General features: G+C 67.7%; 21 protein-coding genes. 10 read left to right on the top strand and 11 right to left on the bottom strand.

Annotated features, from left to right (window positions below):
* The first annotated feature begins 35 nt into the window (after window positions 1–35).
* On the top strand, window positions 36–1,889 hold the full coding sequence (gene dxs, locus ACTJLF_RS10665; protein ID WP_221404242.1) for a 1-deoxy-D-xylulose-5-phosphate synthase: 1,854 nt from the start codon (window positions 36–38) through the stop codon (window positions 1,887–1,889).
* A gap of 132 nt (window positions 1,890–2,021) precedes the next feature.
* Here the strand turns inward: dxs and ACTJLF_RS10670 are convergent, their stop codons facing one another.
* The 5 genes from ACTJLF_RS10670 to ACTJLF_RS10690 all read right to left on the bottom strand — a co-directional run bounded on the left by ACTJLF_RS10670 (window position 2,022) and on the right by ACTJLF_RS10690 (window position 6,653).
* Window positions 2,022–2,753 carry an ABC transporter ATP-binding protein gene (locus ACTJLF_RS10670; protein WP_019654722.1) on the bottom strand — a complete coding sequence of 244 codons (732 nt, stop codon included), beginning with the start codon at window positions 2,751–2,753 and terminating at the stop codon, window positions 2,022–2,024.
* Window positions 2,750–3,553 carry an ABC transporter ATP-binding protein gene (locus tag ACTJLF_RS10675; protein ID WP_019654723.1) on the bottom strand — a complete coding sequence of 268 codons (804 nt, stop codon included), beginning with the start codon at window positions 3,551–3,553 and terminating at the stop codon, window positions 2,750–2,752. The genes ACTJLF_RS10670 and ACTJLF_RS10675 overlap by 4 nt, the downstream gene beginning before the upstream one ends.
* Complete coding sequence (locus ACTJLF_RS10680) at window positions 3,550–4,413, bottom strand: branched-chain amino acid ABC transporter permease (protein ID WP_019654724.1); 864 nt, start codon at window positions 4,411–4,413, stop codon at window positions 3,550–3,552. Before ACTJLF_RS10680 ends, ACTJLF_RS10675 begins: the two co-directional genes overlap by 4 nt.
* A gap of 69 nt (window positions 4,414–4,482) precedes the next feature.
* Window positions 4,483–5,364, bottom strand: coding sequence for a branched-chain amino acid ABC transporter permease (locus ACTJLF_RS10685; protein WP_026346376.1), 882 nt, complete (start codon window positions 5,362–5,364; stop codon window positions 4,483–4,485).
* Between the two features lie 134 nt (window positions 5,365–5,498).
* Window positions 5,499–6,653, bottom strand: a complete 1,155-nt coding sequence (locus tag ACTJLF_RS10690) for an ABC transporter substrate-binding protein (RefSeq protein WP_440883048.1) — start codon at window positions 6,651–6,653, stop codon at window positions 5,499–5,501.
* A gap of 230 nt (window positions 6,654–6,883) precedes the next feature.
* On the opposite strand from ACTJLF_RS10690, the gene ACTJLF_RS10695 reads away from it, so the two are divergent.
* A complete protein-coding gene (locus ACTJLF_RS10695; RefSeq protein WP_019654727.1) occupies window positions 6,884–7,963 on the top strand; it encodes a TRAP transporter substrate-binding protein in 1,080 nt (359 codons plus the stop codon).
* A gap of 95 nt (window positions 7,964–8,058) precedes the next feature.
* Entirely contained in the window at window positions 8,059–8,406 is a 348-nt protein-coding gene (locus ACTJLF_RS10700; protein ID WP_126185444.1) for a hypothetical protein, read from the top strand.
* A gap of 6 nt (window positions 8,407–8,412) precedes the next feature.
* On the opposite strand, the gene ACTJLF_RS10705 is transcribed toward ACTJLF_RS10700, so the two are convergent.
* The 3 genes from ACTJLF_RS10705 to ACTJLF_RS10715 all read right to left on the bottom strand — a co-directional run bounded on the left by ACTJLF_RS10705 (window position 8,413) and on the right by ACTJLF_RS10715 (window position 11,082).
* A complete protein-coding gene (locus ACTJLF_RS10705) occupies window positions 8,413–8,934 on the bottom strand; it encodes a hypothetical protein (protein ID WP_132797321.1) in 522 nt (173 codons plus the stop codon).
* The gene (locus ACTJLF_RS10710; protein ID WP_019654730.1) at window positions 8,931–10,481 is read right to left on the bottom strand and encodes a TRAP transporter large permease; all 1,551 of its coding nucleotides are present in this window, start codon (window positions 10,479–10,481) and stop codon (window positions 8,931–8,933) included. Before ACTJLF_RS10710 ends, ACTJLF_RS10705 begins: the two co-directional genes overlap by 4 nt.
* A gap of 61 nt (window positions 10,482–10,542) precedes the next feature.
* Window positions 10,543–11,082, bottom strand: coding sequence for a TRAP transporter small permease subunit (locus ACTJLF_RS10715; RefSeq protein ID WP_019654731.1), 540 nt, complete (start codon window positions 11,080–11,082; stop codon window positions 10,543–10,545).
* 184 nt (window positions 11,083–11,266) lie between these two features.
* Here ACTJLF_RS10715 and ACTJLF_RS10720 point away from each other — a divergent pair, with 184 nt between their 5' ends.
* Window positions 11,267–12,568: an SUMF1/EgtB/PvdO family nonheme iron enzyme gene (locus ACTJLF_RS10720; protein WP_126185446.1), complete on the top strand. Its 1,302-nt coding sequence runs from the start codon at window positions 11,267–11,269 to the stop codon at window positions 12,566–12,568.
* Window positions 12,569–12,580: 12 nt separating this feature from the next.
* Here the strand turns inward: ACTJLF_RS10720 and ACTJLF_RS10725 are convergent, their stop codons facing one another.
* Together ACTJLF_RS10725 and ACTJLF_RS10730 are read right to left on the bottom strand one after the other, a co-directional pair.
* Entirely contained in the window at window positions 12,581–14,023 is a 1,443-nt protein-coding gene (locus ACTJLF_RS10725) for an MFS transporter (RefSeq protein WP_019654733.1), read from the bottom strand.
* A gap of 109 nt (window positions 14,024–14,132) precedes the next feature.
* On the bottom strand, window positions 14,133–15,488 hold the full coding sequence (locus ACTJLF_RS10730; RefSeq protein ID WP_440883049.1) for an aspartate aminotransferase family protein: 1,356 nt from the start codon (window positions 15,486–15,488) through the stop codon (window positions 14,133–14,135).
* 106 nt (window positions 15,489–15,594) lie between these two features.
* Here ACTJLF_RS10730 and ACTJLF_RS10735 point away from each other — a divergent pair, with 106 nt between their 5' ends.
* Window positions 15,595–16,554 carry a LysR family transcriptional regulator gene (locus ACTJLF_RS10735; RefSeq protein WP_019654735.1) on the top strand — a complete coding sequence of 320 codons (960 nt, stop codon included), beginning with the start codon at window positions 15,595–15,597 and terminating at the stop codon, window positions 16,552–16,554.
* An 18-nt stretch (window positions 16,555–16,572) separates the two neighbouring features.
* Here ACTJLF_RS10735 and ACTJLF_RS10740 read toward each other — a convergent pair whose 3' ends face one another.
* Window positions 16,573–17,337, bottom strand: coding sequence for a FadR/GntR family transcriptional regulator (locus ACTJLF_RS10740; RefSeq protein ID WP_019654736.1), 765 nt, complete (start codon window positions 17,335–17,337; stop codon window positions 16,573–16,575).
* Between the two features lie 311 nt (window positions 17,338–17,648).
* Here ACTJLF_RS10740 and ACTJLF_RS10745 point away from each other — a divergent pair, with 311 nt between their 5' ends.
* From ACTJLF_RS10745 to ACTJLF_RS10765, 5 genes are all read left to right on the top strand, one after another.
* The gene (locus ACTJLF_RS10745; protein WP_440883050.1) at window positions 17,649–18,854 is read left to right on the top strand and encodes an ABC transporter substrate-binding protein; all 1,206 of its coding nucleotides are present in this window, start codon (window positions 17,649–17,651) and stop codon (window positions 18,852–18,854) included.
* Between the two features lie 129 nt (window positions 18,855–18,983).
* Entirely contained in the window at window positions 18,984–19,844 is an 861-nt protein-coding gene (locus tag ACTJLF_RS10750; protein ID WP_019654738.1) for a branched-chain amino acid ABC transporter permease, read from the top strand.
* 178 nt (window positions 19,845–20,022) lie between these two features.
* Window positions 20,023–21,000: a branched-chain amino acid ABC transporter permease gene (locus tag ACTJLF_RS10755; protein WP_354421527.1), complete on the top strand. Its 978-nt coding sequence runs from the start codon at window positions 20,023–20,025 to the stop codon at window positions 20,998–21,000.
* A complete protein-coding gene (locus ACTJLF_RS10760) occupies window positions 20,997–21,764 on the top strand; it encodes an ABC transporter ATP-binding protein (protein WP_019654740.1) in 768 nt (255 codons plus the stop codon). The genes ACTJLF_RS10755 and ACTJLF_RS10760 overlap by 4 nt, the downstream gene beginning before the upstream one ends.
* Window positions 21,761–22,480, top strand: a complete 720-nt coding sequence (locus ACTJLF_RS10765) for an ABC transporter ATP-binding protein (RefSeq protein ID WP_019654741.1) — start codon at window positions 21,761–21,763, stop codon at window positions 22,478–22,480. The genes ACTJLF_RS10760 and ACTJLF_RS10765 overlap by 4 nt, the downstream gene beginning before the upstream one ends.
* The last annotated feature ends 26 nt before the right edge of the window (window positions 22,481–22,506 follow it).

Here is a 22,506-nt window from a genome sequence, read left to right on the forward strand (position 1 = left end):
GCTCCGTGGCCATCTACTAGAAGAAGATTTTTCCAATGGCTGCTCCGCTGCTTCCCACACTCCACGATCCCTCGCCCATCCGCAAATACGACCGGGCCCAGCTGCGCCAGCTGTCCGACGAGGTGCGCGCCTGCGTGCTCGACAACGTCTCCCGCACCGGCGGCCACCTGAGCTCGAACCTCGGCACGGTGGAGCTGACGGTGGCGCTGCACCACGTCTTCAACACGCCGCACGACCGGCTGGTGTGGGACGTGGGCCACCAGACCTATCCGCACAAGATCCTCACGGGCCGGCGCGAGCGCATGCCCACGCTGCGGCAGATCGGCGGCATCTCGGGCTTTCCGCAGCGCACCGAGAGCGAGTACGACACCTTCGGCACCGCCCATTCGTCGACCAGCATCTCGGCCGCGCTCGGCATGGCCATGGCCGCCAAGCAGAAGGGCGAGGACCGCCACACGGTGGCCATCATCGGCGACGGCGCGCTCACGGCCGGCATGGCCTTCGAGGCGCTGAACAACGCGGGCGTGTGCGACTGCAAGCTGCTCGTGATCCTGAACGACAACGACATGTCGATCAGCCCGCCGGTGGGCGCGCTCAACCGCTACCTCGCGCAGTTGATGAGCGGCAACTTCTACGCCGCCGCCAAGAACGTCGGCAAGAGCGTGCTGCGCAACGCGCCGCCGCTGTTCGAGCTGGCCAAGCGGCTGGAGCAGCATGCCAAGGGCATGGTCGTGCCCGCCACGCTGTTCGAACAGTTCGGCTTCAACTACGTCGGCCCGATCGACGGCCACGACATCGATTCGCTGGTGCCCACGCTCGAGAACCTCAAGCACCTCGACGGCCCGCAGTTCCTGCACGTGGTCACCAAGAAGGGCCAGGGCTACAAGCTGGCCGAGGCCGACCCGGTGGCCTACCACGGCCCCGGCAAGTTCGACCCGCAGGTGGGGCTCGTCAAGCCGGCCTCCGCGGCGAAGCAGACCTTCACGCAGGTGTTCGGCCAGTGGCTGTGCGACACCGCCGCGGCCGACGGCCGCCTCGTCGGCATCACGCCAGCGATGCGCGAGGGCTCGGGGCTCGTCGAGTTCGAGAAGCGCTTCCCCGACCGCTACTACGACGTCGGCATCGCCGAGCAGCACGCCGTGACCTTCGCCGCGGGCCTCGCATGCGAGGGGCTGAAGCCGGTGGTCGCGATCTACTCGACCTTCCTGCAGCGCGCCTACGACCAGCTGATCCACGACGTTGCCATCCAGAACCTGCCGGTGGTGTTCGCGCTCGACCGCGCGGGCCTGGTGGGTGCCGACGGCGCGACGCATGCGGGCGCATACGACATCCCGTTCCTGCGCTGCATTCCGAACATGAGCATCGCCTGTCCGGCCGACGAGCGCGAGACGCGCCAGCTGCTGACGAGCGCCTACGAGCAGAACCACCCCGTGGCGGTGCGCTATCCGCGCGGCTCGGGTGCCGGAGTGGCGCCGCATCTCACGCTCGATGCGCTGCCCTTCGGCAAGGGCGAGGTCCGCCGCGAGGGCAAGCGCATCGCCATCCTGGCCTTCGGCACGCTGCTGTACCCGGCGCTCACGGTGGCCGAGTCGCTCGATGCCACGGTGGTCAACATGCGCTGGGCCAAGCCGCTCGACGTGGAGCTGCTGCTGAAGGTCGCGGGCACGCACGATGCCATCGTCACGCTGGAAGAGGGCGCGATCATGGGCGGCGCTGGCAGCGCGGTGCTCGAGGCGCTGCAGCATGCCGGCGTGCAGAAGCCGGTGCTGCAGCTGGGCCTGCCCGACCAGTTCATCGAGCATGGCGATCCGGCGAAGTTGCTCGCCGGCATCGGGCTCGATGCGGCGGGTATCGAGAAGTCCATCGTGGACCGCTTCGGCCGCGGCTAATTTGGATTCGCTCCTTCTCCCGCTGGGGGAAGGCTGGGATGGGGGCAGGCGGCGCTGGAGAGGCCGCTGCGGTTCGAAGGCTGCCGTGCCCCCACCCCGACCCTCCCCCCGCGGGGGAGGGAGGAAGACGGCTCAGCTTCCCAGGTAGGCGTCCTGCACCTTCGGATTGCCCAGCAGTTCCCGCCCGGTGCCCGACAGCACGATGCTGCCCGTCTCGATCACATAGGCCCGGTCGGCGATCTTCAGAGCCTGGCGCACGTTCTGCTCCACCAGGAAGATAGTCAGTCCTTGCTTGTTGATCTCGCGCAGCGTGCGGAAGATGTCCTGAACGATGATCGGCGCCAGGCCCATCGAGGGCTCGTCCAGCAGCAGCACGCGCGGCTTGGCCATCAGCGCGCGGCCGATGGCCAGCATCTGCTGCTCGCCGCCCGAGAGGTTGCCGGCCAGGCCGTCGGCCCGGTCCTTCAGCACCGGGAAGAGGCCGTAGATGCGTTCCAGGTCGGCCGCGCGGGCGGCGGCGCCGTCACGGCGCGTGTAGCCGCCCAGCTCCAGGTTGTCGCGTACGGTGAGCGTGGTCAGCGTGGCGCGGCCTTCGGCCACCTGCACCACGCCGCCGGACACGATCCTGTGCGGCGACAGCCCCGTGATGTCCTGGCCGGCAAAGGTCACTCGACCGGACGTCTTCTTCACCAGCCCCGACAGCGCGAGCAGCGTGGTCGACTTGCCTGCGCCATTGGCGCCGACCAGCGTGGTGATCTGCCCTTCGTGCAGCTCGAAGTCGATGCCCTTGACCGCCTGCACATGGCCGAAGTTCACCTTCAGGTCCTGCACCTGCAGCAATGGGGTCGTCGTGCCGGCGCTCATGCAGCGGTCTCCTGGTCGTTCGTGGCTTCGTCGTCTTCGCGGCCGAGGTAGGCCTCGATCACCTGCGGGTCGTTGCGGATCTGCTCGGGGCCGCCGCGCGCGATGATGCGTCCGAAGTTCAGCACCGCGATCTGCTGGCACAGGCCCATCACGAAGCGCATGTCGTGCTCGATCATGAAGACCGTGAAGCCGCGCGCCGCGATGTTCTCGATCTCGACCATCAGCTCGCTCTTCTCGGTGCTGTTCATGCCGGCCACCGGCTCGTCCAGCAGCAGCAGCGTCGGCTCGGTGGCCAGCGCGCGCGCCAGCTCCAGCTTGCGCTGGTCGCCGTACGAGAGGTTGTCGGCCACGTCGTCGGCCTTGTGGTCGAGCTTGACCCAGCTCAGCAGTTCGCGTGCGCGGTCGCGGGCGCGCTTTTCCTCGGCGCGGAACAGGCCGGTGCCCGCCAGCAGGCCCAGGGGGCCGTAGCGCAGCTTGGAGTCCATGCCCACGGTCACGTTCTCCAGCAGCGACATCTCCTTGAAGATGCGGATGTTCTGGAAGGTGCGCGCGATGCCGCCGCGGGTGATCTGGAAGGGCTTGCGGCCCGCCAGGTCCTGGCCCTGGAAGTGGATCGTGCCGCTTGTGGTGGGCAGCAGGCCGGTGATCAGGTTGAACACCGTCGTCTTGCCCGCGCCGTTCGGGCCGATGAGCCCGAAGATGCCGCCCTTGGGAATGTCCAGGTTCACGTCCTGCAGGACCTTGAGGCCGCCGAAGTGGCGAGACACGCCCTTCAGAGTCAGAAGCGTCTGTTCGCTCATGCTGCGCCCCCCTTGCGGCCGAACCACTGGCGGATGCGCGCCGGGTCCCAGATGCCCTTGGGCAGGAACAGCACGATCAGCACCAGGATGAAGCCGTTGACCACGAGGCGGAACGCGCCCAGGCCGCGCAGTGTCTCCGGCAGCAGCGTGAGGATGGTGCTGCCCAGCACCGGGCCGGTGAGGCCGCCGATGCCGCCGAGGATCGTCATCGTCAGGATGTCCACCGCGCGGTTGAAGCCGTATTCGGCCGGGCCGATGAAGAAGGTCAGGTGCGCGTTCAGCGTGCCCGCCAGGCCGGCGATGGCGCCGCCCAGCACGAAGGCCAGCATCTTGTGGCCTGCCACGTCGATGCCCATCAGGCCGGCGGCGGTCTCGTCCTCCTTGATGGCCTCGAAGGCGCGGCCCACCTTGGAGCGGCGGATGCGCCACAGCACCAGCAGCGTGAGGACCAGCGCCAGCGCCACGTGCCACCACTCGGTGGATTGCGGAATGCCGTTCAGGCCCAGCGCGCCGCCGGTGAGCGGCTCGGCGTTGAGCACTGCGATGCGCACCACCTCGCCGAAGGCCAGCGTGGCCATCGCGAGGTACACGCCCGACAGCCGCAGCGTCGGCTTGCCGATGATGAAGGCGACCAGCGCCGGCGCGGCCATGCCGGCGGCAATGGCCACCGGGAAGGGCGCGCCGTAGTTCAGTGTGAGGATCGACGCGGTGTACGCACCGATGCCCATGAAGGCGGCGTTGGCCAGCGCGAGCATGCCGCAGGCCAGCGTGAGCCAGATCGAGAGCGCCAGCAGGCCGTTGATGCCCAGCGAGAGCACCAGGTTGCTGTAGACCGACCAGAAGTTGTCGAAGGCTTCCATCTCAGACGGCCCTCCGCCGGGCAGCCCCAAGGTGGGCCAGCGCCGCAGCGCAGGTGCAGGCGTGGCGGCTCATACCTTGCGCTCCTTGAGCGAACCGAACAGGCCCTTCGGACGCACCAGCAGCACGAGGAACAGCAGGCCGAATGCCACCGCGTCGCGCATGTTGGAGCCCACGTAGGCCACCGACAGCACCTCGGCGAAGCCGAGGAACAGGCCGCCGAGCAGCGCGCCGCGGATGTCGCCCATGCCGCCCAGGATGATCACCGCGATGCCCTTCTCGAGCATCGGCTGGCCCATCAGCGGGAAGAGCGCGTTCGAATACAGGCCGATCAGCACACCCGCCACGCCGCCCAGGCCGGCAGCCACGAAGGAGGTCAGGTAGAACAGGCCCTCGACGTTCACGCCCACCAGGTACGCCGCCTTGGGCGATTCGGCGATGGCGCGCAGCGCGCGGCCCAGTTGCGTGCGCTGCAGCGACAGCATCAGCACGCCCATCAGCACGAAGGACGCGAGCACGATGCCCAGTTCGAGCGCGGTGACATGGATGCCAGCGATCACCAGAGCGTCGTCGGGAATGGTGCCGGGCGGAAAGCGCAGGTTCTCCGCGCCGAAGATGCCCTGGATGCCGTTGTTCAGGATGATGGCCACGCCGATGGTGGCGATCATCGGGATCAGGTGGGGCGCGTTGCGCTTGCGCAGGGGCTTGAGCACCAGCACGTCGATCAGCAGCCCCAGCACGCCGCACAGGACGAAGGCGAAGGGCAGGCCCGCCCAGAGCGGCAGGCCCGACAGGCGCATGAATTCGGCCGCCGCGTAGGCACCCACCATGAACACCGCGCCGTGCGAGAGGTTGATGACGCCGAGCACGCCGAAGATGAGGGTGAAGCCGAGCGCGAAGAGTGCGTAGACGCACCCGAGCGACAAGGCATTGACTAGCTGCTGATCGAGCACGATGGGCTTTCGTCAGGCCGCGACACGGGCGTGCTGCGGCAAATCAAAAAAGAAAACGGCGCAGTGACTGTCCTGCGCCATGTGGGGAAAGCAAGGCGGGCCGCCCGGCCCGCCATCGAGACGGCTTGCCGTGCTTACTTCTCGATCACGAACGCGGTGCCCTTCGTGACGCTCACGATGGCTGTCTGCTGCGCGTCGTAGCCGGCGGGCTTGCCGGCCTTGTCCTTGGCGCGCGCGAAAGCGAAGGCGCCGGTGGCGCCGGTCCACTTCACGTTGGGCAGCGCGTCGCGCAGCGCGGTGCGATCGGCGGCCAGGTTGCCCGACAGCTTCACGCCCTTGAGCGCCTGGGCCACCACGTACAGGCCGTCGTAGGCCTGCGCGGCGAACTGGTCGGGCGCCATCTTGAACTTGTCGTTGTAGGCCTTCTGGAACTTGGTGTTCTCGGGCGTCGCGTTGCTGGCCGACCAGGGGCTGCCGACGTACAGGTTGTCCGAGCTGCCCTTGGCCAGGTCGAAGATCTTGGTCGAGTTCATGCCGTTGCCGCCGATGACCGGCACGTTCAGGCCGAGTTGGCGGGCCTGCACCATGATCGGCGCGCCTTCGGCCAGCAAGGCCGACAGCACGATGGCGTCGGGGTTGGTGGCCTTGATCTTGGTGAGCTGGGCCTTGAAGTCGACGTCGCCCTTGGCGAAGGTCTCGGTCGTGGTCACGGGCAGCTTCAGGTCTTCGAGAGCCTTCTTGAAGTTGTCGTAGCCGCTCTTGGTGAACACGTCGTCGTTGCCGTAGAGCACCGCGACCTTCTTCACGTTGGCGTGCTTGATGGCCACGCGCAGCGTCTCGGGCAGCACGTCGGCTTCGGTCACGGAGTTGCGGAAGACGTAGTCGCCGATAGAGGTGATGCCGTCGGCGGTGTTCGAGGTGCCGAAGGCCACCGTCTTGGCGGCCTGGGCGATCGGGTCGGCCGCCTGGGCCGAGTTCGACAGCGTGGGGCCGAAGGTCATGAGGACCTTGTCCTGGAAGATCAGCTTCTTGAAGACGTTGATCGCGTCTTCCTTCTTGCCCTGCTCGTCCTCGATGGCCAGGACGATCTTGTCGCCGTTGATGCCGCCGGCGGCGTTGATTTCGTCTGCCGCCAGCTGGAAGCCGTTGCGGATGGCGGACCCGTACTGCGCGGCGCCGCCGGACAGTGCGGCGGCGACGCCGATCTTGATGTCGGCGGCTTGAGCGCCGAGGGCGGTGGCCGCGGCGAATGCGAGCAGCGCGGGCTTGAAGGAATTGGAGAGTCTCATGTCTTGATGTCGAAGTCGGGATATGTGTAAGGCGATTAACATTTTATGCCTCGTCCCCGGATGCGCTGTTTCGGCCGCGCATTCCCTCTTCCCGGCCTTATTGCGGCGCAGGGTAAACCCCCGCCGATCGCTGTAAGCGCGTTTTTACAATTGCCCCGGACTCACGCCAAAGTCCTCAACGCGGTCACAAGCCGCGTTTCGTTTTTTCAAAGAACTCGGAGAGCTATCTAATGGATCGTCGTTCCCTCATCAAAAACGCCGGCATCGCCGGCGTTCTGGCTGCCGGCATCGCCCCCGCGGTTCACGCGCAAGCCGCAGTTCGCTGGCGCCTGGCGTCGAGCTTTCCCAAGTCGCTGGACACCATCTTCGGTACCGCCGAAGTGTTCGCGAAGAGCGTCAGCGACATGACGGGCGGCAAGTTCCAGATCTCCGTGCATGCCGGCGGCGAGCTGATGCCCGCGTTCGGCGTGGTCGACGGCGTGCAGAACGCCTCGGTCGAAATGGCCCACACGGCCCCGTACTACTTCTACGGCAAGGACCCGACCTTCTGCCTGGGCTGCGCGGTGCCCTTCGGCATGAACACCCGCCAGCAGAACGCCTGGATGTACGAAGGCAACGGCCTGAAGCTGATGCGCGCCTTCTACGCCAAGTACAACATCATCAACCTGCCGGGCGGCAACACGGGCGCGCAGATGGGCGGCTGGTTCCGCAAGGAGATCAAGTCGGTCGCCGACCTGAAGGGCCTGAAGTTCCGCACCAACCCGTTCGCCGGCAAGGTGCTCGAGCCCTTCGGCGTGATCCCGCAATCCATCCCAGGCGCCGACCTGTACCCCGCGCTCGAGAAGGGCACGCTGGACGGCCTGGAGTGGGTCGGCCCGTACGACGACCAGAAGCTGGGCTTCAACAAGATCGCCCCGTTCTACTACTACCCCGGCTGGTGGGAAGGCGGCCCCGAGCTGGACTTCTACATCAACACCAAGGCGTGGGAAGGCCTGTCGGCCGAGTACAAGGCGATCGTCGAGGCGGCTGCCGCGCATGCCAACATCACGATGACGGCCAAGTACGACTCGAAGAACCCGATCGCGCTGAAGCAGCTGGTCGGCTCGGGCACCAAGCTGCGCCCGTTCTCGCAGGACGTGATGAACGCCGCCTTCAAGTCGGCCCAGCAGATCTACTCGGACCTGAACAACACCAACCCCGAGTGGAAGAAGATCTACGGCGACTGGTCGAAATTCCTGGCCGACCAGAACGCCTGGTTCCGCTACACCGAAGGCACCTTCGACCGCTTCATGCAGCAGCAGAAGCTGTAAGAGGCTTCGTCTCCTCGCACAGGAAGCCCTGCCGGTCCCGGCGGGGCTTTTTTTCGTCGATGCACCGCTTTCCGATTTCCTGCAGGTCCCGCCCGATGCTCCGAACGTCGTCCTTCGCCACGTTGCTCTTCACGGCCGTGCTTGCGCCGAACGTCCACGCCGCCGGCGGCACGGGCAGCTACGCGCTGCCGTGGAGCACGCACGGCGAGGTGCTCGAATACCGCTCCTGCGGCTGCGGTGATTCATGCTGGGTCGCCGAGCTGCGCGATGCGCGCACCAAGGCGCTGAAGGCCCGGCTGCGCTGCGACTGCGAGCGGCTGCACGCCACGGTGGGGCCGAGGGGCAAGGAGAGGGCGCAGGCTGCGAGCTGTCCGGTGGGCGGAGATGGCATCGACAAGCCGCAGGCCATCGGCGAAGCGATGCAGCGGCTGCTGCGCCGATAGGGTTCGCTACGCCTTCGGCGGCGCGGGCGATATCGTCCGCTTCGCCACCTGCTCGCCGAAGGCGACGAGCACGGCCGCGTCGGCCGAGTGGAACCAGGTCATGCCGCCGAATCGCCGGCGCACCAGCAGGCGCGGCGCGATCACGCGTTCGAGCATGCGGATGTGCACCAGCTTGAGCTGCGCCACGTCCTGCGCGCTCACGCGCTTGTCCCAGAGCCAGGTCTGCACCAGCACGTCGCCTTCGAGCCGGGTGCGGCTGTAGACGATCCAGTAGCCGACCCACACCACGCAAAGCGCCGCGATGCCCATCACCACCAGCGCGCTGGTCGACCAGTCGGCCGAGCGCAGCGAGGGCAGGCTCCAGATGCCGAATGCGAAGAGATCGATGACCAGCACCACCGCCAGCGTGCGCAGCAGCGGCGGGAAGGCGGGGCTTTCGATGATGGCCCTGGCCGTGTCGCCGCCAGGGCTTCGGTCGTCGTCTTGTTGTTGTCGTTCTTCAGCGGGGCCGTGGGCTTGGTCGCTCACGGCTTGGTGGCTTCGCCGGAGGCCGGCGGCGCGTCGGTGGACGGTGGCGGCGTGGAGGACTCGTCCTTCTTCTCGTTGCCGAAGGGGTCTTCCATGTTCACGCCGTTGCTGTCGGGCGAGGTGGGCTGCTCTTCCACCGGCATGTCGAGGTTGACCTTGTCGATGTCGACGACCTTTTCCTTCTCGAGGAACACGGTGACCGTCTGCGGGAAGAAGATCACGATGGCCACCAGCAGCAGCTGCATCGCCACCCACGGCACCGCGCCCAGGTAGATGTCGCGCGACTCCACCTTCTTGGGCAGCGCCCCGTTCTTGAAGAGCGTGTCCGCGATGCCCCGCAAGTAGAAGAGCGCGAAGCCGAAGGGCGGGTGCATGAACGAGGTCTGCATGTTCACGCACAGCAGCACGCCGAACCACACCATGTCGATGCCCAGCTTGTGGGCCACAGGGCCCAGCAGCGGCAGGATGATGAAGGCGATCTCGAAGAAGTCGAGGAAGAACGCGAGGAAGAACACGAAGATGTTCACCGCGATCAGGAAGCCGACCTGCCCGCCGGGCAGGCCCGAGAGCATGTGCTCGATCCACTTGGCGCCGTCCACGCCCTGGAACACCAGCGAGAACACGCGCGAGCCGATCAGGATGAACACCACCATGGCCGTCAGGCGCATCGTGCCTTCCATGGCGTCCTTCAGCAGCTGCCAGTTCAGGCGGCGGTGGACCAGCGCCAGGATCAGTGCGCCCACCGCGCCCATGGCGCCGGCTTCGGTCGGAGTGGCGATGGCCTTGTCCATGAAGGGCAGGCCGCCCATCGAGCCGAGCACCGCGAAGATCAGGATGGCCGAGGGAATGATGCCGCGCAGGCACTTGCCCCACAGCGCCCAGCCGTTGAGCGTGCGCGCGCTGGCCGGCAGGCCCGGCACGTAGCTCGGGTAGATGCGCCCGATCAGGAAGGTGTAGATCGCGAAGATCAGCACCTGCAGGATCGACGGGCCCCATGCGCCCTTGTACATCTGGCCCACGTCGGTGCCGAGCTGGTCGGCCATGACGATCAGCACCAGCGAGGGCGGCACCAGCTGCGTGATGGTGCCCGAGGCCGCCAGCACGCCGGTGGAATAGCGCATGTTGTAGCCGTAGCGCATCATGATCGGCAGCGAGATCATCGCCATCGCGATCACCTGGCCGGCCACCGTGCCGGTGATGGCGCCGAGGATGAAGCCCACGATGATCACCGAGTAGCCGAGGCCGCCGCGCACCGGGCCGAAGAGCTGGCCCATGGAGTCGAGCATGTCCTCGGCCAGCCCGCATTTCTCGAGCACCGCCCCCATCAATGTGAAGAACGGAATGGCGAGCAGCGTTTCGTTGGAGAGGATGCCGAAGACGTTCAGCGGCAGGTTGGCCATGAAGCCGGCCGGGAACCAGCCCATCTCGATGGCGAAGAAGCCGCAGATCAGGCCGAGGGCCGAGAGCGAGAACGCGACCGGAAAGCCGATCAGCATGATCACCACGAGCCCCGCGAACATGATCGGGGCGAAATTTTCCATGTGCATTTCTACTTGTCCTGCGGTGCGGGAGAGGGCGATGGCATGAGGGCGCGGAGAACTGCGCCCGTCACTGCACCGGCTTCTCGTAGTGCGTGTCCATCTCGATCAGGCCGCGCAGGTAGGCGATGCGCTTGATGATTTCCGAGACGCCCTGCAGGAACATCGCGCCGAAGCCCACCGGCATCAGCAGCGCCGCGGGCCAGCGGATGAGGCCGCCGATGTTGCCCGACATCTCGCCCGTGACCCACATGTTCCAGAAGAAGGGCCAGGTCAGGTAAGCGAAGAGGCCCATCACCGGCAGCAGGAAGAAGATGAGCCCGAAGAGGTCGACGTAGACCGGGCCGTAGCCCTTGAGCTTGCCGTAGATGATGTCCACGCGCACGTGCTCGTTGAAGCGCAGCACCACGGGGGCGCCCAGCATCACGGTGGCGGCGAAGAGATACCACTGGATCTCGAGCCAGGCGTTGCTGCTGAAGTCGAGGCCGTAGCGGATGAGGGCGTTGCCGGCGGAGATGAGCGATGCCGCCAGGACGGCGTAGCCGGCGATCTTGCCGAGTTTTTCGCTGATCCAGTCCATGCCGGTCGCGAACTTGAGGAATGCAGACAAGAGGGTGTCTCCCACGAATCCCGATGATGGAGCGCCGGCCCCTGGTGGGGGCTGCGCAAAGCCCGCGATGTTACCCCCGTGAACCTTTGTATTGACTCGCAACAAGGGGCGGGGTTTTCCCGGAATGCGGGCCTGGCGGCAGGCCGCGAAAGCCCGTCCGGCGCGGCGGTCGCCATAATCGTCCATGTCCTCGCGCCTTCCGCCTTCCACGCCCTCGGGCGCCGCCGGCCAGCCCCATTCGATCGATTCGCCCGACATGTGCAGGGCCGGGCGGGAGCTTCTTTCGCTGGCGCTGATCGACGCGCGCAACCACACGCTGCACCTCCTCTCGCTCTACGAACAGGCCCTGGGCGCCCAGGCGCTGGCCCGGCCGCCTGGCGCGGACGACGAGGGCGTGGTGCCCGCCGCCTGGCTGGCCGGCCACATCGGCTGGTTCGCCGAATGGTGGATCGGGCGCAACACCCAGCGAGCCTTCGGCGCCGACTGCCCGATGCGGCCGACGCGGCTGGCGCCCATCGATCCCGGCGCGGACGACTGGTGGAACCCTGCCCATTCCGGCCCCGGCCGCCGCTGGCCGCCCGACCTACCGGACCTGGCCCAGACCAAGGCCTACCTGCTCGAGACGCTGGAAAGCACGTTGGAGCTCCTCGACAACGCCGCCGAGACCGACGCCGGCCTGTACTTCTATCGCCTTGCGCTCTTCCATGAGGACATGCGCGGCGAGCAGTTCGTGGTGATGGCGCAGACGATGGGCCTGCCCCTGGGCGTCGAGCAGGCGCCGATCGCCGTCACGCGCGAGCCGCTGCTGCTGCCGGCCACGCGCTGGGAGCTGGGCATGCCCGACAGCGGCTTCGCCTTCGCGCAGGAGCGTGCCGCGCACCGCCTGGACGTGCCCGAATTCGAGATCGACGCCCAGCCCGTCACCTGGAACCAGTACGTCGAATTCGTCGAGGACGGCGGCTACGACCGCGAGGAGCTCTGGCACGGCGAAGGATGGCGCTGGCTCAACGCGCAGATCGAGGGCCGGCGCGGGCCGCGCCATGTCGAGCAGATCGGCGCGGCGCGCAACGGCACCGGCGGCTCGGTGCTGCAGCAGCGCTTCGGCGCCACCGTGCGCGCGGCCGGGCACCACAGCGCCGTGCACCTGAGCTGGTGGGAGGCCGACGCCTGGGCGCGCTGGGCCGGCCGGCGGCTGGCGACCGAGGTCGAATGGGAGATCGCCGCGCACACGGCGTCGCGGCGCGGCTTCCGCTGGGCCGACGTGCACGAGTGGACGTCGGGCACCCTGCAGCCCTGGCCCGGCTATCGGGCCGATCCATGGAGCGCGGGCACCGAGTTCGATCCGGCCGCAGCCTTCGGAAGGGCGCGCGTGCTGCGCGGCGCATCTTTTGCGACACGTGCGCGCCTGCGCTCGCCGCGCCGCCGCGGCTTCGCGCTGCCGGATCGCGACGACGGCTTCTTCGGCTTCAGGACCTGCGCGCTCTGACCTGAAGGGCGCTCAGCGCTCGCTGCCTTCCTCGGAGGCCAGGGGCGGCGCCACCTCCTCGAGCGGCTTGCGTTCCGCATCGGCCGCATGTCGCAGCGCCAGCAGCCCCGCCACGATGACCAGCCCGGCGCCGATGCTGTAGCCCACCATCACCGCGCCGCGGCTGCCCGTCTCGATCAGCAGGCCGAACAGCAGCGGCGCTGCGAAGCCGCCCGCGCCCATGCCGATCGCATAGAAGATCGCGATGGCGAGCGCGCGCATCTCCAGCGGAAACACCTCGCTCACCGTGAGATACGCCGAGCTCGCCGCGGCCGAGGCCAGGAAGAAAACCGCCGACCAGCACAGCGCCTGACCGCGTGCGTCGAGCCAGCCCTGCATGAAGGCCCACCCGGTGAGCGCGAGGCCGATGCCCGCGAGCACATAGGTCAGCGCGATCATCCGGCGCCGGCCCACGGTGTCGAACAGCGGCCCCAGCAGCAGCGGCCCCAGCACGTTGCCCAGCGCGAACGGAAAGATGTAGAGCGCCACGTTGCCCTCGGGCACGCCGTAGAACCGGGTGAGTACCAGCGCGTAGGTGAAGAAGATCGCGTTGTAGAAGAAGGCCTGGGAAATCATCAGCGCCAGCGCGACCACGCTGCGCTGCGGATAGCGCTTGAACAGCACGCGCGCCACCTGGCGCATCGGCGGGCTCTCGGGACGCGCGGCGGTGTAGTTCACGACGAAGTCCCGCGGGGCCGGCAGCGGGCCGTGCTGCGCCTCGACCTCCGCCTCGATGCGCTCGACAATGCGCCGCGCCTCGTCGGCGCGCCCGTGCGCGACCAGCCACCGCGGGCTCTCGGGCACGTGGCGCCGCACCAGCAGGATGGCCACCGCCAGCACGGCACCCAGTGCGAAGCCTGCGCGCCAGCCCCACACCGGGCCGACCACGCGCGCGTCGAGCAGGACGAGGCTGAGCGCCGCGCCCAGCGCCGCACCGATCCAGAAGCTGCCGTTGATCGCGAGGTTCACGCGCCCGCGCACGCGAGCCGGAATCAGCTCGTCGATGGCCGAGTTGATGGCCGCGTACTCGCCGCCGATGCCCAGCCCGGTGACGAAGCGGCACAGCGCGAAGAAGGCGAAGTTCGGCGAGAAGGCCGTCGCCAGCGTGCCGACCGTGTAGACGGCGAGGGTGATGAGAAAGAGCTTCTTGCGCCCGAGCCGGTCGGTCATGCGCCCGAAGAGCAGGGCGCCGAGCACCGCGCCCGCGACGTACACCGACCCCGACAGCCCGATCTCCCCGGCCGTGAGCCCCAGCGTGTCGGGCCGCTCCAGCACTGCGCCGATGGAGCCCACCAGCGTGACCTCGAGCCCGTCGAGCACCCAGGCCACGCCCAGCGCGATCACCACGCGCCAGTGCCAGCGCGACCATGGAAGTCGGTCGAGGCGGGCGGGGATGTCTGTCTGCAGCGTGGTCATCGGCGGCCCGACAGATTCTGGGAACCTGTGGACCGCCGGGGTGTAGGACCGCGCCGCTCGCGCGGCGACGCCTGCTGCCCCTCAAGGGGGCTGAAAGGGCGCTGAAGGATCAGGCCGTCTCGGCCAGCGCGTCGGCCAGCGCGTTCACCAGGCGGTCGATCTCGGCCTTCTCTGCGATGAAGGGCGGGGCGAGCTGGATGGTGTCGCCGCCGTAGCGCACGTAGAAGCCCTTCTTCCAGCAGTTCATCGCGATCTCGTACGGGCGGCGCGCGGGCTCGCCGGGCAGGGCCGCGATGGTCAGGCCGGCGGCCAGGCCGTAGTTGCGGATGTCGGTCACGTGCTTGCTGCCCTTGAGGCTGTGCACCGCGTTCTCGAAGTGCGGCGCGAGCGCCTGCACGCGGCCGATCATGTCTTCCTTCTTCAGCACGTCGAGCGCGGCGATGCCGGCGGCGCAGGCCACCGGATGGGCGCTGTAGGTGTAGCCGTGCGGGAACTCGAGCATGTAGTCGGGGCCGCCCGCCGCCATGAAGGTGTCGTAGATGTCCTTGCTCGCGACCACCGCGCCCATCGGCTGCGCGCCGTTGGTGATCTGCTTGGCGATGTTCATGATGTCGGGCGTCACGCCGAAGGCTTCTGCGCCGGTGAGCGCGCCGCAGCGGCCGAAGCCGGTGATGACCTCGTCGAAGATCAGCAGGATGTTGTTGGCGGTGCAGATCTCGCGAAGGCGCTTCAGGTAGCCCTTGGGCGGGATCACCACGCCGGCCGAGCCCGCGAAGGGCTCGACGATCACGGCCGCGATGTTCGACGCGTCGTGCAGCGCGATGATGTCCAGCAGGCGGTCGGCCAGCTCCACGCCGTTGTCGGCCATGCCGCGCGTGAAGGCATTGGAGGCGAGCTGCGTGTGCGGCAGGTGGTCGGCCTCCACGCCCTGGCCGAAGAGCTTGCGGTTGGCCGCGATGCCGCCGACCGAGATGCCGCCGTAGTTGACGCCGTGGTAGCCCTTCTCGCGGCCGATCAGGCGGGTCTTGCTGGCCTGACCCTTGGTACGCCAGTAGGCGCGCGCCAGCTTCAGCGAGGTGTCGGCGGCTTCCGAGCCCGAGCCGGTGAAGAAGACGTAGTCGAGGCCGGCGGGCGTCATCTCCTTGATCTTGTTGGCCAGCTCGAAGGACAGCGGATGGCCGAACTGGAAGGCCGGCGAGTAGTCGAGCTTCGCGATCTGGCGGCTCACCGCCTCGGTGATCTCGGGGCGGCCGTGGCCCAGGCCCGAGCACCACAGGCCCGAGAGGCCGTCGAAGATCTTGCGGCCGTCGGCGTCGGTGAAGTAGGCGCCCTTGGCCTCCACGATGAGCCTCGGATCGGCCTTGAAGTTGCGGTTGCCGGTGTAGGGCATCCAGTGCGCTTCGAGCCAGGCGGCGTCGGTGCGCACGGCGGACGTCGGTTCGATGGTGGGCGTGGCGATGGTCATGGCGTTTCCCGCGCGCGGCGGGCTCCGGAGGTGATGGGATGCGCCGATTGTTCGCAAGCCGTTCAGTGTGGAGAATGGCGCAATATCAATGTTCACTTGACGTTTCATGCAAGTAAAGGCGAAAGCCCGAAATGGTGCCTCCGGCACCCGCAACCGCGCCGTCCTGGGGCAGCTCAGCGACATGGACCTGCGCCTGCTCAAGGTGTTCAAGAGCGTGGTCGACTGCGGCGGGATGGCGGCCGCCGAGCTGGAGTTGAACATCGGCACTTCCACCGTGAGCCGCCACGTGAAGGACCTGGAAACGCGCCTCGGCCTCGTGCTGTGCCGGCGGGGCAGGGCGGGCTTCGCGCTCACCGCCGAGGGTCAGCGCGTGTACGACGAGACGCTGCGCCTGCTGGCCTCGGTCGACGCCTTCCGCGGCAGCATCGACGACATCCACAACCGCATGGGCGGCCAGCTCGACGTGGCGCTGTTCGACAAGACGGCCACCAACCCGCAGGCGCGCATCGGCGAGGCGATCGCGCGTTTCACCGAGATCGCGCCCGAGGTGCGGCTGGCCGTGCACGTGGGCTCGATCAACGCCATCGAGCAGGGCGTGCTGGAGGGCAACTTCCAGATCGGCATCATCCCGGCGCACCGCGCCTCCAAGAGCCTGGTGTATGCCGACCTGTTCGACGAGACCATGCTGCTGTACTGCGGCGCGGGGCATCCGCTCTTCGGCGTGCGCCACGACAAGCTCACCTGGGCCAGGCTGCGCGAGCACCATTTCGCGGGGCTGGGCTACCACTCGCCCAACATGGAACTCAGCCACCGAGCGAAGCTGTCGCGCATGGCCACGGGCTTCGACCAGGAGGCGATCGCGACGCTGATTCTTTCGGGGCGCTTCCTGGGCTTCCTGCCCGACCACTACGCGCAGGTGTTCGAGGCGCGCGGACTCATGAAGGCGGTGCTGCCGGCGCGCTTCAACTACGCGTGCCGCTTCGTGAGCCTGCTGCGGCGTTCGCCGAAGCCGTCGCGGGCGGTGCTGGCGTTCCAGGAATGCCTGGAGCAGGCGCACCGGAAGTAGATGAGGTAGCGGGGGAAGTCAGCGCTGCCCGCTCGGCAGCAGCAGGTGTTTGGCGCCGATGTGCGCCTCCATCTCGTGCATGTGCTGCTCGGCGTCGACCATGTGCTCGGCCATCAGCCGGCGCACCTCTGCGGCGTCTTCCCTGCGGTAGGCCGCCAGCAGCTGCGTGTGGTAGTCGACGTTGGCCTCGCCGAAGTGGTGGTGGTCGAGCGCCTTCTTGTAGACCACGAGGTCGCGCAGCAGGTCGTTGAGGAAGCGGCACATGAAGGAGAGCACCGGATTGGGGCAGCTCTCCGCCAGCATGGTGTGGAAGGCCAGTTCGGCCTCGCGCTGGATGCGCAGCTCGTCCTCGCTGGTCGGCTCGACCGTGCACAGCCGCACGTTCTCTTCCAGCTTCTCGAACTGCTCCGGCGTCAGCCGGCCCACCACGCTCACCGCCAGCTCGGGCTCCAGCGCCTTGCGCAGCTGGTAGATGTGGTGGCCGTCGAGATGGTGGAAGTGCAGGAAGTTGCGCAGCGGCTCCGAGGCATGCTCCACCGACACCTGCTGCAGGTAGGCACCGCCGCCGGGGCCGGTGCGGATGGAGATCAGGCCGCGCACCTCCAGCGCCTTGAGCGCCTCGCGCACGGTGCTCTTCGAATAGCCGAAGAGCTCGATCAGTTCCTTCTCGTTCGGCAGCCGGTCGCCGGGCTGCTTGCGCTCCGCCACGATCCATCGCTTGACGTCTTCGACGATGACGTCAGAGAGCTTCTGCCGCTTAGGACGGTTCTGCCCCACTTTCATTCGCTCACCCCCAGGCTTCGCGCACTTCGTGTGGCTTCGCCCACCCCCTCGCCGGGGGCAATGCCAGCGGCCCGGCAAAGCCGGTTCCGCGGCATTTCACGATCAGATGGAGACGAATTCATGCGTTCGGAGCGATGGAAAAACAGAAGGTGACCTGTAAGCAGGTATTGGGCCCCAAGGGGAGGGCAGCAGATTTTGGCACGGCTGTTGCTAGCGGGTTTTTACCAGCATATTAATCCTATTTATCCGCTTAAATTCGCCGCAATCGCTGGCGTCCCTTTTCCTTATTTCCCATCACGACCGGAGAACTCATGCAACGCAGACAACTTCTTCAGCTGGCCGCCCTGTCGGCTGCCCCCGCCTCGCTCCTGGGCGGCCGCGCCGCCTTCGCCCAGTCGGCGGACGCGATCCGATTCGGCTGCCCGGTGCCGATGTCGGGCGCCTTCGCGGCCAACGGCAAGTTCGCCGACCTGGGCATGAAGCTGGCGATCGAGCAGTACGGCAGCGTGCTGAAGCGCCCGCTGGCCTACACGGTGCTCGACACCGAAGGCAAGCCGGCCACCGCCGTGCGCAAGGTGCAGGAAGCCTCGCAGCAGCAGGGCGCGAAGTTCTTCGCGGGCGGCATCCTGTCGTCGGAAGCGCTGGCGATGGGCAAGGAGGCGGAGAAGGCCGGTGGCCTGTTCATCACCACCGCGGGCGCCGACGAGATCACAGGCAAGGACTGCAACCCCGCCACCTTCCGCTGGTCGGTGCCCACCTTCGGTGCGATCGAGCAGACGCTGCGCCCGCTGATCGCCTCCATGCCGAAGGCCAAGCGCTGGTACACGATCACGCCGCAGTACGTGTTCGGCGACGGCCTGCTGAGCGCCGCCAAGAACATCTTCCAGGAGAAGGGCATCGAGCACGTGGGCAACAGCTACCACTCGCTCAACGAGAAGGAGTTCAGCGGCTACCTCACCAACGCCATGGCCGCAAAGCCCGACGTGCTGCTGCTGCTGAATTTCGGCGCGCAGTCGTCGGCCGCGCTGCGCCAGGCGGTGAGCTTCGGCATGCACAAGAACATGACGATCCTCATGGCCTGGGCCTCGGGGCTCGAACAGTTCGACGAGCTGGGCGCCGACCTGTGCGACGGCGTCTATTTCGGCGCGCAGTACTGGCACACGGCCGACACGCCGCTCAACAAGGACCTCGTGAAGCGCACCGCCGACAAGCTCAAGATCGTGCCCAACTACAGCCTCGCCGGCTCGTACATCTGCACCAAGATCCTGATCGATGGCATCGTGAAGGCCGGCTCGGTCGACCAGAAGGCGGTGATCGCCGCGCTCGAAGGCATGAAGTTCGACGGGCTCACCGGCAGCGAGGAGATCCGCAAGGCCGATCACCAGGTCATCAAGGACTACTACCTGCTCAAGGGCAAGGCCAAGTCGAAGATGAAGGACGCGGCGGACTACGTCGACGTGGTCAGCTCGGGCAAGTCCTTCCTCGCCGTGGACAAGACAGGCTGCAAGCTGGGCTGACCCCCAGGCTTGCCCACTTCGTGTGGCCGCCAACCCCCTTGCAGGGAGCGACACCTGCGGCCCGGCGAAGCCGGCTCCGCGGTGTTCCCGAAAGGGAGCGTGCCTGAGCGCCTGCCATTACCTATACCTATGTCCGTCTACCTGCTACAGACCATCAACGGAATCGGCATCGGCATGCTGTATTTCCTGCTGGCGGTCGGCCTGTCCATCGTGTTCGGCCTGCTGCGCTTCGTGAACTTCGCGCACGGTGCCTTCTACCTGCTGGGCGCCTACCTCTGCTTCCAGGCCCTTCAGTGGGGCATGAACTTCTGGCTGGCGCTGCTGCTGGTGCCGCTCTTCGTGGGCGCGCTGGGCTGGCTGGCCGAGAAGCTGCTGCTGCGCCGCGTGTACGCCAAGGCGCACGAGTTCCACATCCTCGTGACGGTGGGCCTCGCGCTCGCGGTGCAGGAGATGGTGATCGTGTTCTGGGGCCCGCTGGGCAACAGCGTCGCCACGCCCGACCTGTTGCAGGGCGTGGTCATGTGGGGCTCGTTCGTCTATCCGAAGTACCGGCTCTTCGTGATCGGCTTCACCGCCGTGCTCGCGGTGCTGCTGTGGTGGGTGCTCGAGGGCACGCGCCTGGGCAGCGCGGTGCGCGCGGGCAGCGAGTCGACCGAGATGGTGTCGCTGCTCGGCATCAACGTGTTCCGCGTGTTCAGTCTGGTGTTCGCGCTCGGCGCGGCCACGGCGGCGCTGGCCGGTGTGCTGGCCGCGCCCATCCGCGGCGCCGAGCCCTTCATGGGCGTCGAGGCGCTGGCCGTGGCCTTCGTGGTCGTGGTGATCGGCGGGCTCGGCAGCTTCGGCGGTGCGCTCGTGGGCGGCCTGCTGATCGGCATCGTGCAGAGCCTCATGAGCACCATCTGGCCGCCGGGCGCGAGCCTGATGATCTACATCGCGATGGCGGCCGTGCTGCTGCTGCGCCCCCACGGCCTGCTCGGCCGAAGCGTATGAGCCACCCCGACTCTCGCCCACTTCGTGTGGCCCGCATCCCCCTCGAGGGGCGCACCCGGCGGCCCGGCAGAACCGGTTCCGCGGGTGCCTGCGAACGGACCCGTTCCCGGCCGCGCATCGCTCTGCCCGTTTCGGGGCCGATGCGCCGGAACATGAACCATTGAAGGAGGGATCCATCGTGTCCCGCAATACCACTTTCCTCTTGGCGCTCATCGCGGTGCTCGGCCTGCCGCTGGTGCTGAGCTCGGGTTCGCTCGCGAGCGAGGTGCTGATCTACGCGCTGGCCGCGCTGGGCTGCAACCTGCTGCTGGGCTATACCGGGCTGCTCTCCTTCGGGCAGGGCATCTTCTTCGGGCTGGGCAGCTACACCATCGCCATCCTGCTCACGCGGCTGAGCCTGCCGATGCCGCTCGCGCTGCTCGCCGCCGTGGCGATGGGCGCACTGGGCGCGGCGGTGGTGGGCTGGGTTGCCATCCGGCAGCGCGGCACCTACTTCGTGATGCTCACGCTGGCCTTCGCGCAGATGTTCTATTTCATCGCCTACACCGCCACCGGCCTCACCGGCGGCGACAACGGCCTGCTCGACGTGCCGCGCCCCGGCTTCATGGACACGCCCTGGAAGTACTACGCCTTCGTGGCCGTGGTGTTCCTCGTCGCCTTCGGCCTGCTGCTGCGCGTGACCGACTCGGTCTTCGGCCGCACGCTGCTGGCGATCCGCGACAACGAGGACCGCGCCGCCGCCGTGGGCTACGACCTCAAGCGCTTCAAGCTGCTGGCCTTCGTGATCTCAGGCGCCGTCACCGGCCTCGCGGGCGGGCTGCACGCCATGATGACCGGCATCGCTCCTCTGTCGAACGCCGAGTACCACACGAGCGAGATGATCCTCGTCATCACCGTGATCGGCGGCACCGGCAATCTGTTCGCCTCGGTGCTGGGCTCGGCGTTCTACGTGCTGCTGGCCGACTGGCTCTCCACGCTGTGGCCGCGCTGGCTGCTGCTGCTGGGGCTGCTGCTGATCGGCGTGAGCATCGGCATGCAGCGCGGGCTCTGGGGGCTGGGCGAGAGCGCCTGGAAGCGCATCTTCCGCAGGTCACCGGCGGCCCCGGCCGCGCCTGCTGCAGCTGTCTCGCCTGACGCGCAAGGAGAAAAAGCATGAGCGACGTTCTCATCGAAGCCGTCGGCGTCACCAAGCACTACGGCAAGTTCGCGGCGCTCGGCGGGGTCGACCTGAAGATCCGGCGCAACACGGTGCACTCGGTGATCGGCCCCAACGGCGCGGGCAAGACCACGCTGTTCCACATGCTCACCGGCACCGGCATGACCACCGGCGGACGCATCCTGTTCGACGGCCATGACGTCACGCGCGAGCCCGACCACAAGCGCGTGCAGCGCGGCATGGCGCGCTCGTTCCAGGTCACGGCACTGTTCGCGAGCCTTGCGGTGCGCGAGAACCTGCGCGTGGCGGCCCAGGGCGTGTCGCCGCGGCAGGCCATGAACTGCTGGCGCGCACCGGTCGGCGAACTCGCCTGCACGCGGATCGTCGACGAGGTGCTGCAGCGCATCGGGCTGGAGCGGCTGGCGGACACGCCGGCCGGCGAACTCTCGCACGGCCAGCAGCGCCGGCTCGAGGTTGGCATGGCGCTTGCGGCGAGGCCGAAGGCGATCTTCCTCGACGAGCCGACATCGGGCATGGGCATCGACGACCTCGACGACATGAAGCAGCTGATCCGCGGCCTGCGCGACGCGCACACCGTGGTTCTCATCGAGCACAACATGAACATCGTGATGGACATCTCCGACACTGTCACCGTGATGCAACTGGGCCGCGTGCTGGCCGAGGGGCTTCCGGGCGACATCCGGGCCGATGCGCGCGTGCGCAGCGCCTACCTGGGCAACATGATCACCGGAGGCAAGGCATGAGCGGCGCCCGCGACAACATCCTCGAAGTCGAGAAGCTGCACGCCCACTACGGCAAGAGCCACGTGCTGCAGGGCGTGTCGATGACCGTGGGCGAGGCCGAGCTGGTCACGCTGCTTGGGCGCAACGGCGCGGGCAAGTCGACCACGCTCAAGAGCATCGCCGGGGCGGTCACGCCCACCAGCGGGCGGGTGCGCTTCCAGGGTGCGGACATCGCCGGCATGCCGGCGCACCGCATCGCCACGCGCGGCGTGTGCCTGGTGCCCGAGCACCGCGGCATCTTCAAGCTGCTGACGGTGGAAGAGAACCTGCTGCTCGGCCTGCGGCGCCAGTCGCCCTGGCAGCTGGACGACATCTACCGGATCTTCCCGCGCCTGAAGGAGCGCCGGCGCAACGGCGGCGGGCAGCTCTCGGGCGGCGAGCAGCAGATGCTGGCCATCGGCCGGGCGCTGATGAACCATCCGCGCCTGCTGATCCTCGACGAGCCGGTCGAGGGCCTGGCGCCCGTGATCGTCGAGGAGATCGTCGCGCAGCTCAAGACCATCAAGGCCGCGGGCGTGGCGATCCTGCTGGTCGAGCAGAACCTCGAGGTCTGCGTGCAGCTGGCCGACCGCCACTACATCGTGGAGCAGGGCGTGATCGTGCACGAGGCCGGCAATGCCGACTTCATGGCCGACCACGAAGTCAAGGACCGCTACCTGGGTGTGGGCCTCGCCTGAGCGCCCTCCCTACGCAACGCATCAAA

Origin of the sequence: Variovorax sp. 22077, from assembly GCF_052044195.1 — a bacterium.
GTDB lineage: Bacteria > Pseudomonadota > Gammaproteobacteria > Burkholderiales > Burkholderiaceae_C > Variovorax > Variovorax atrisoli.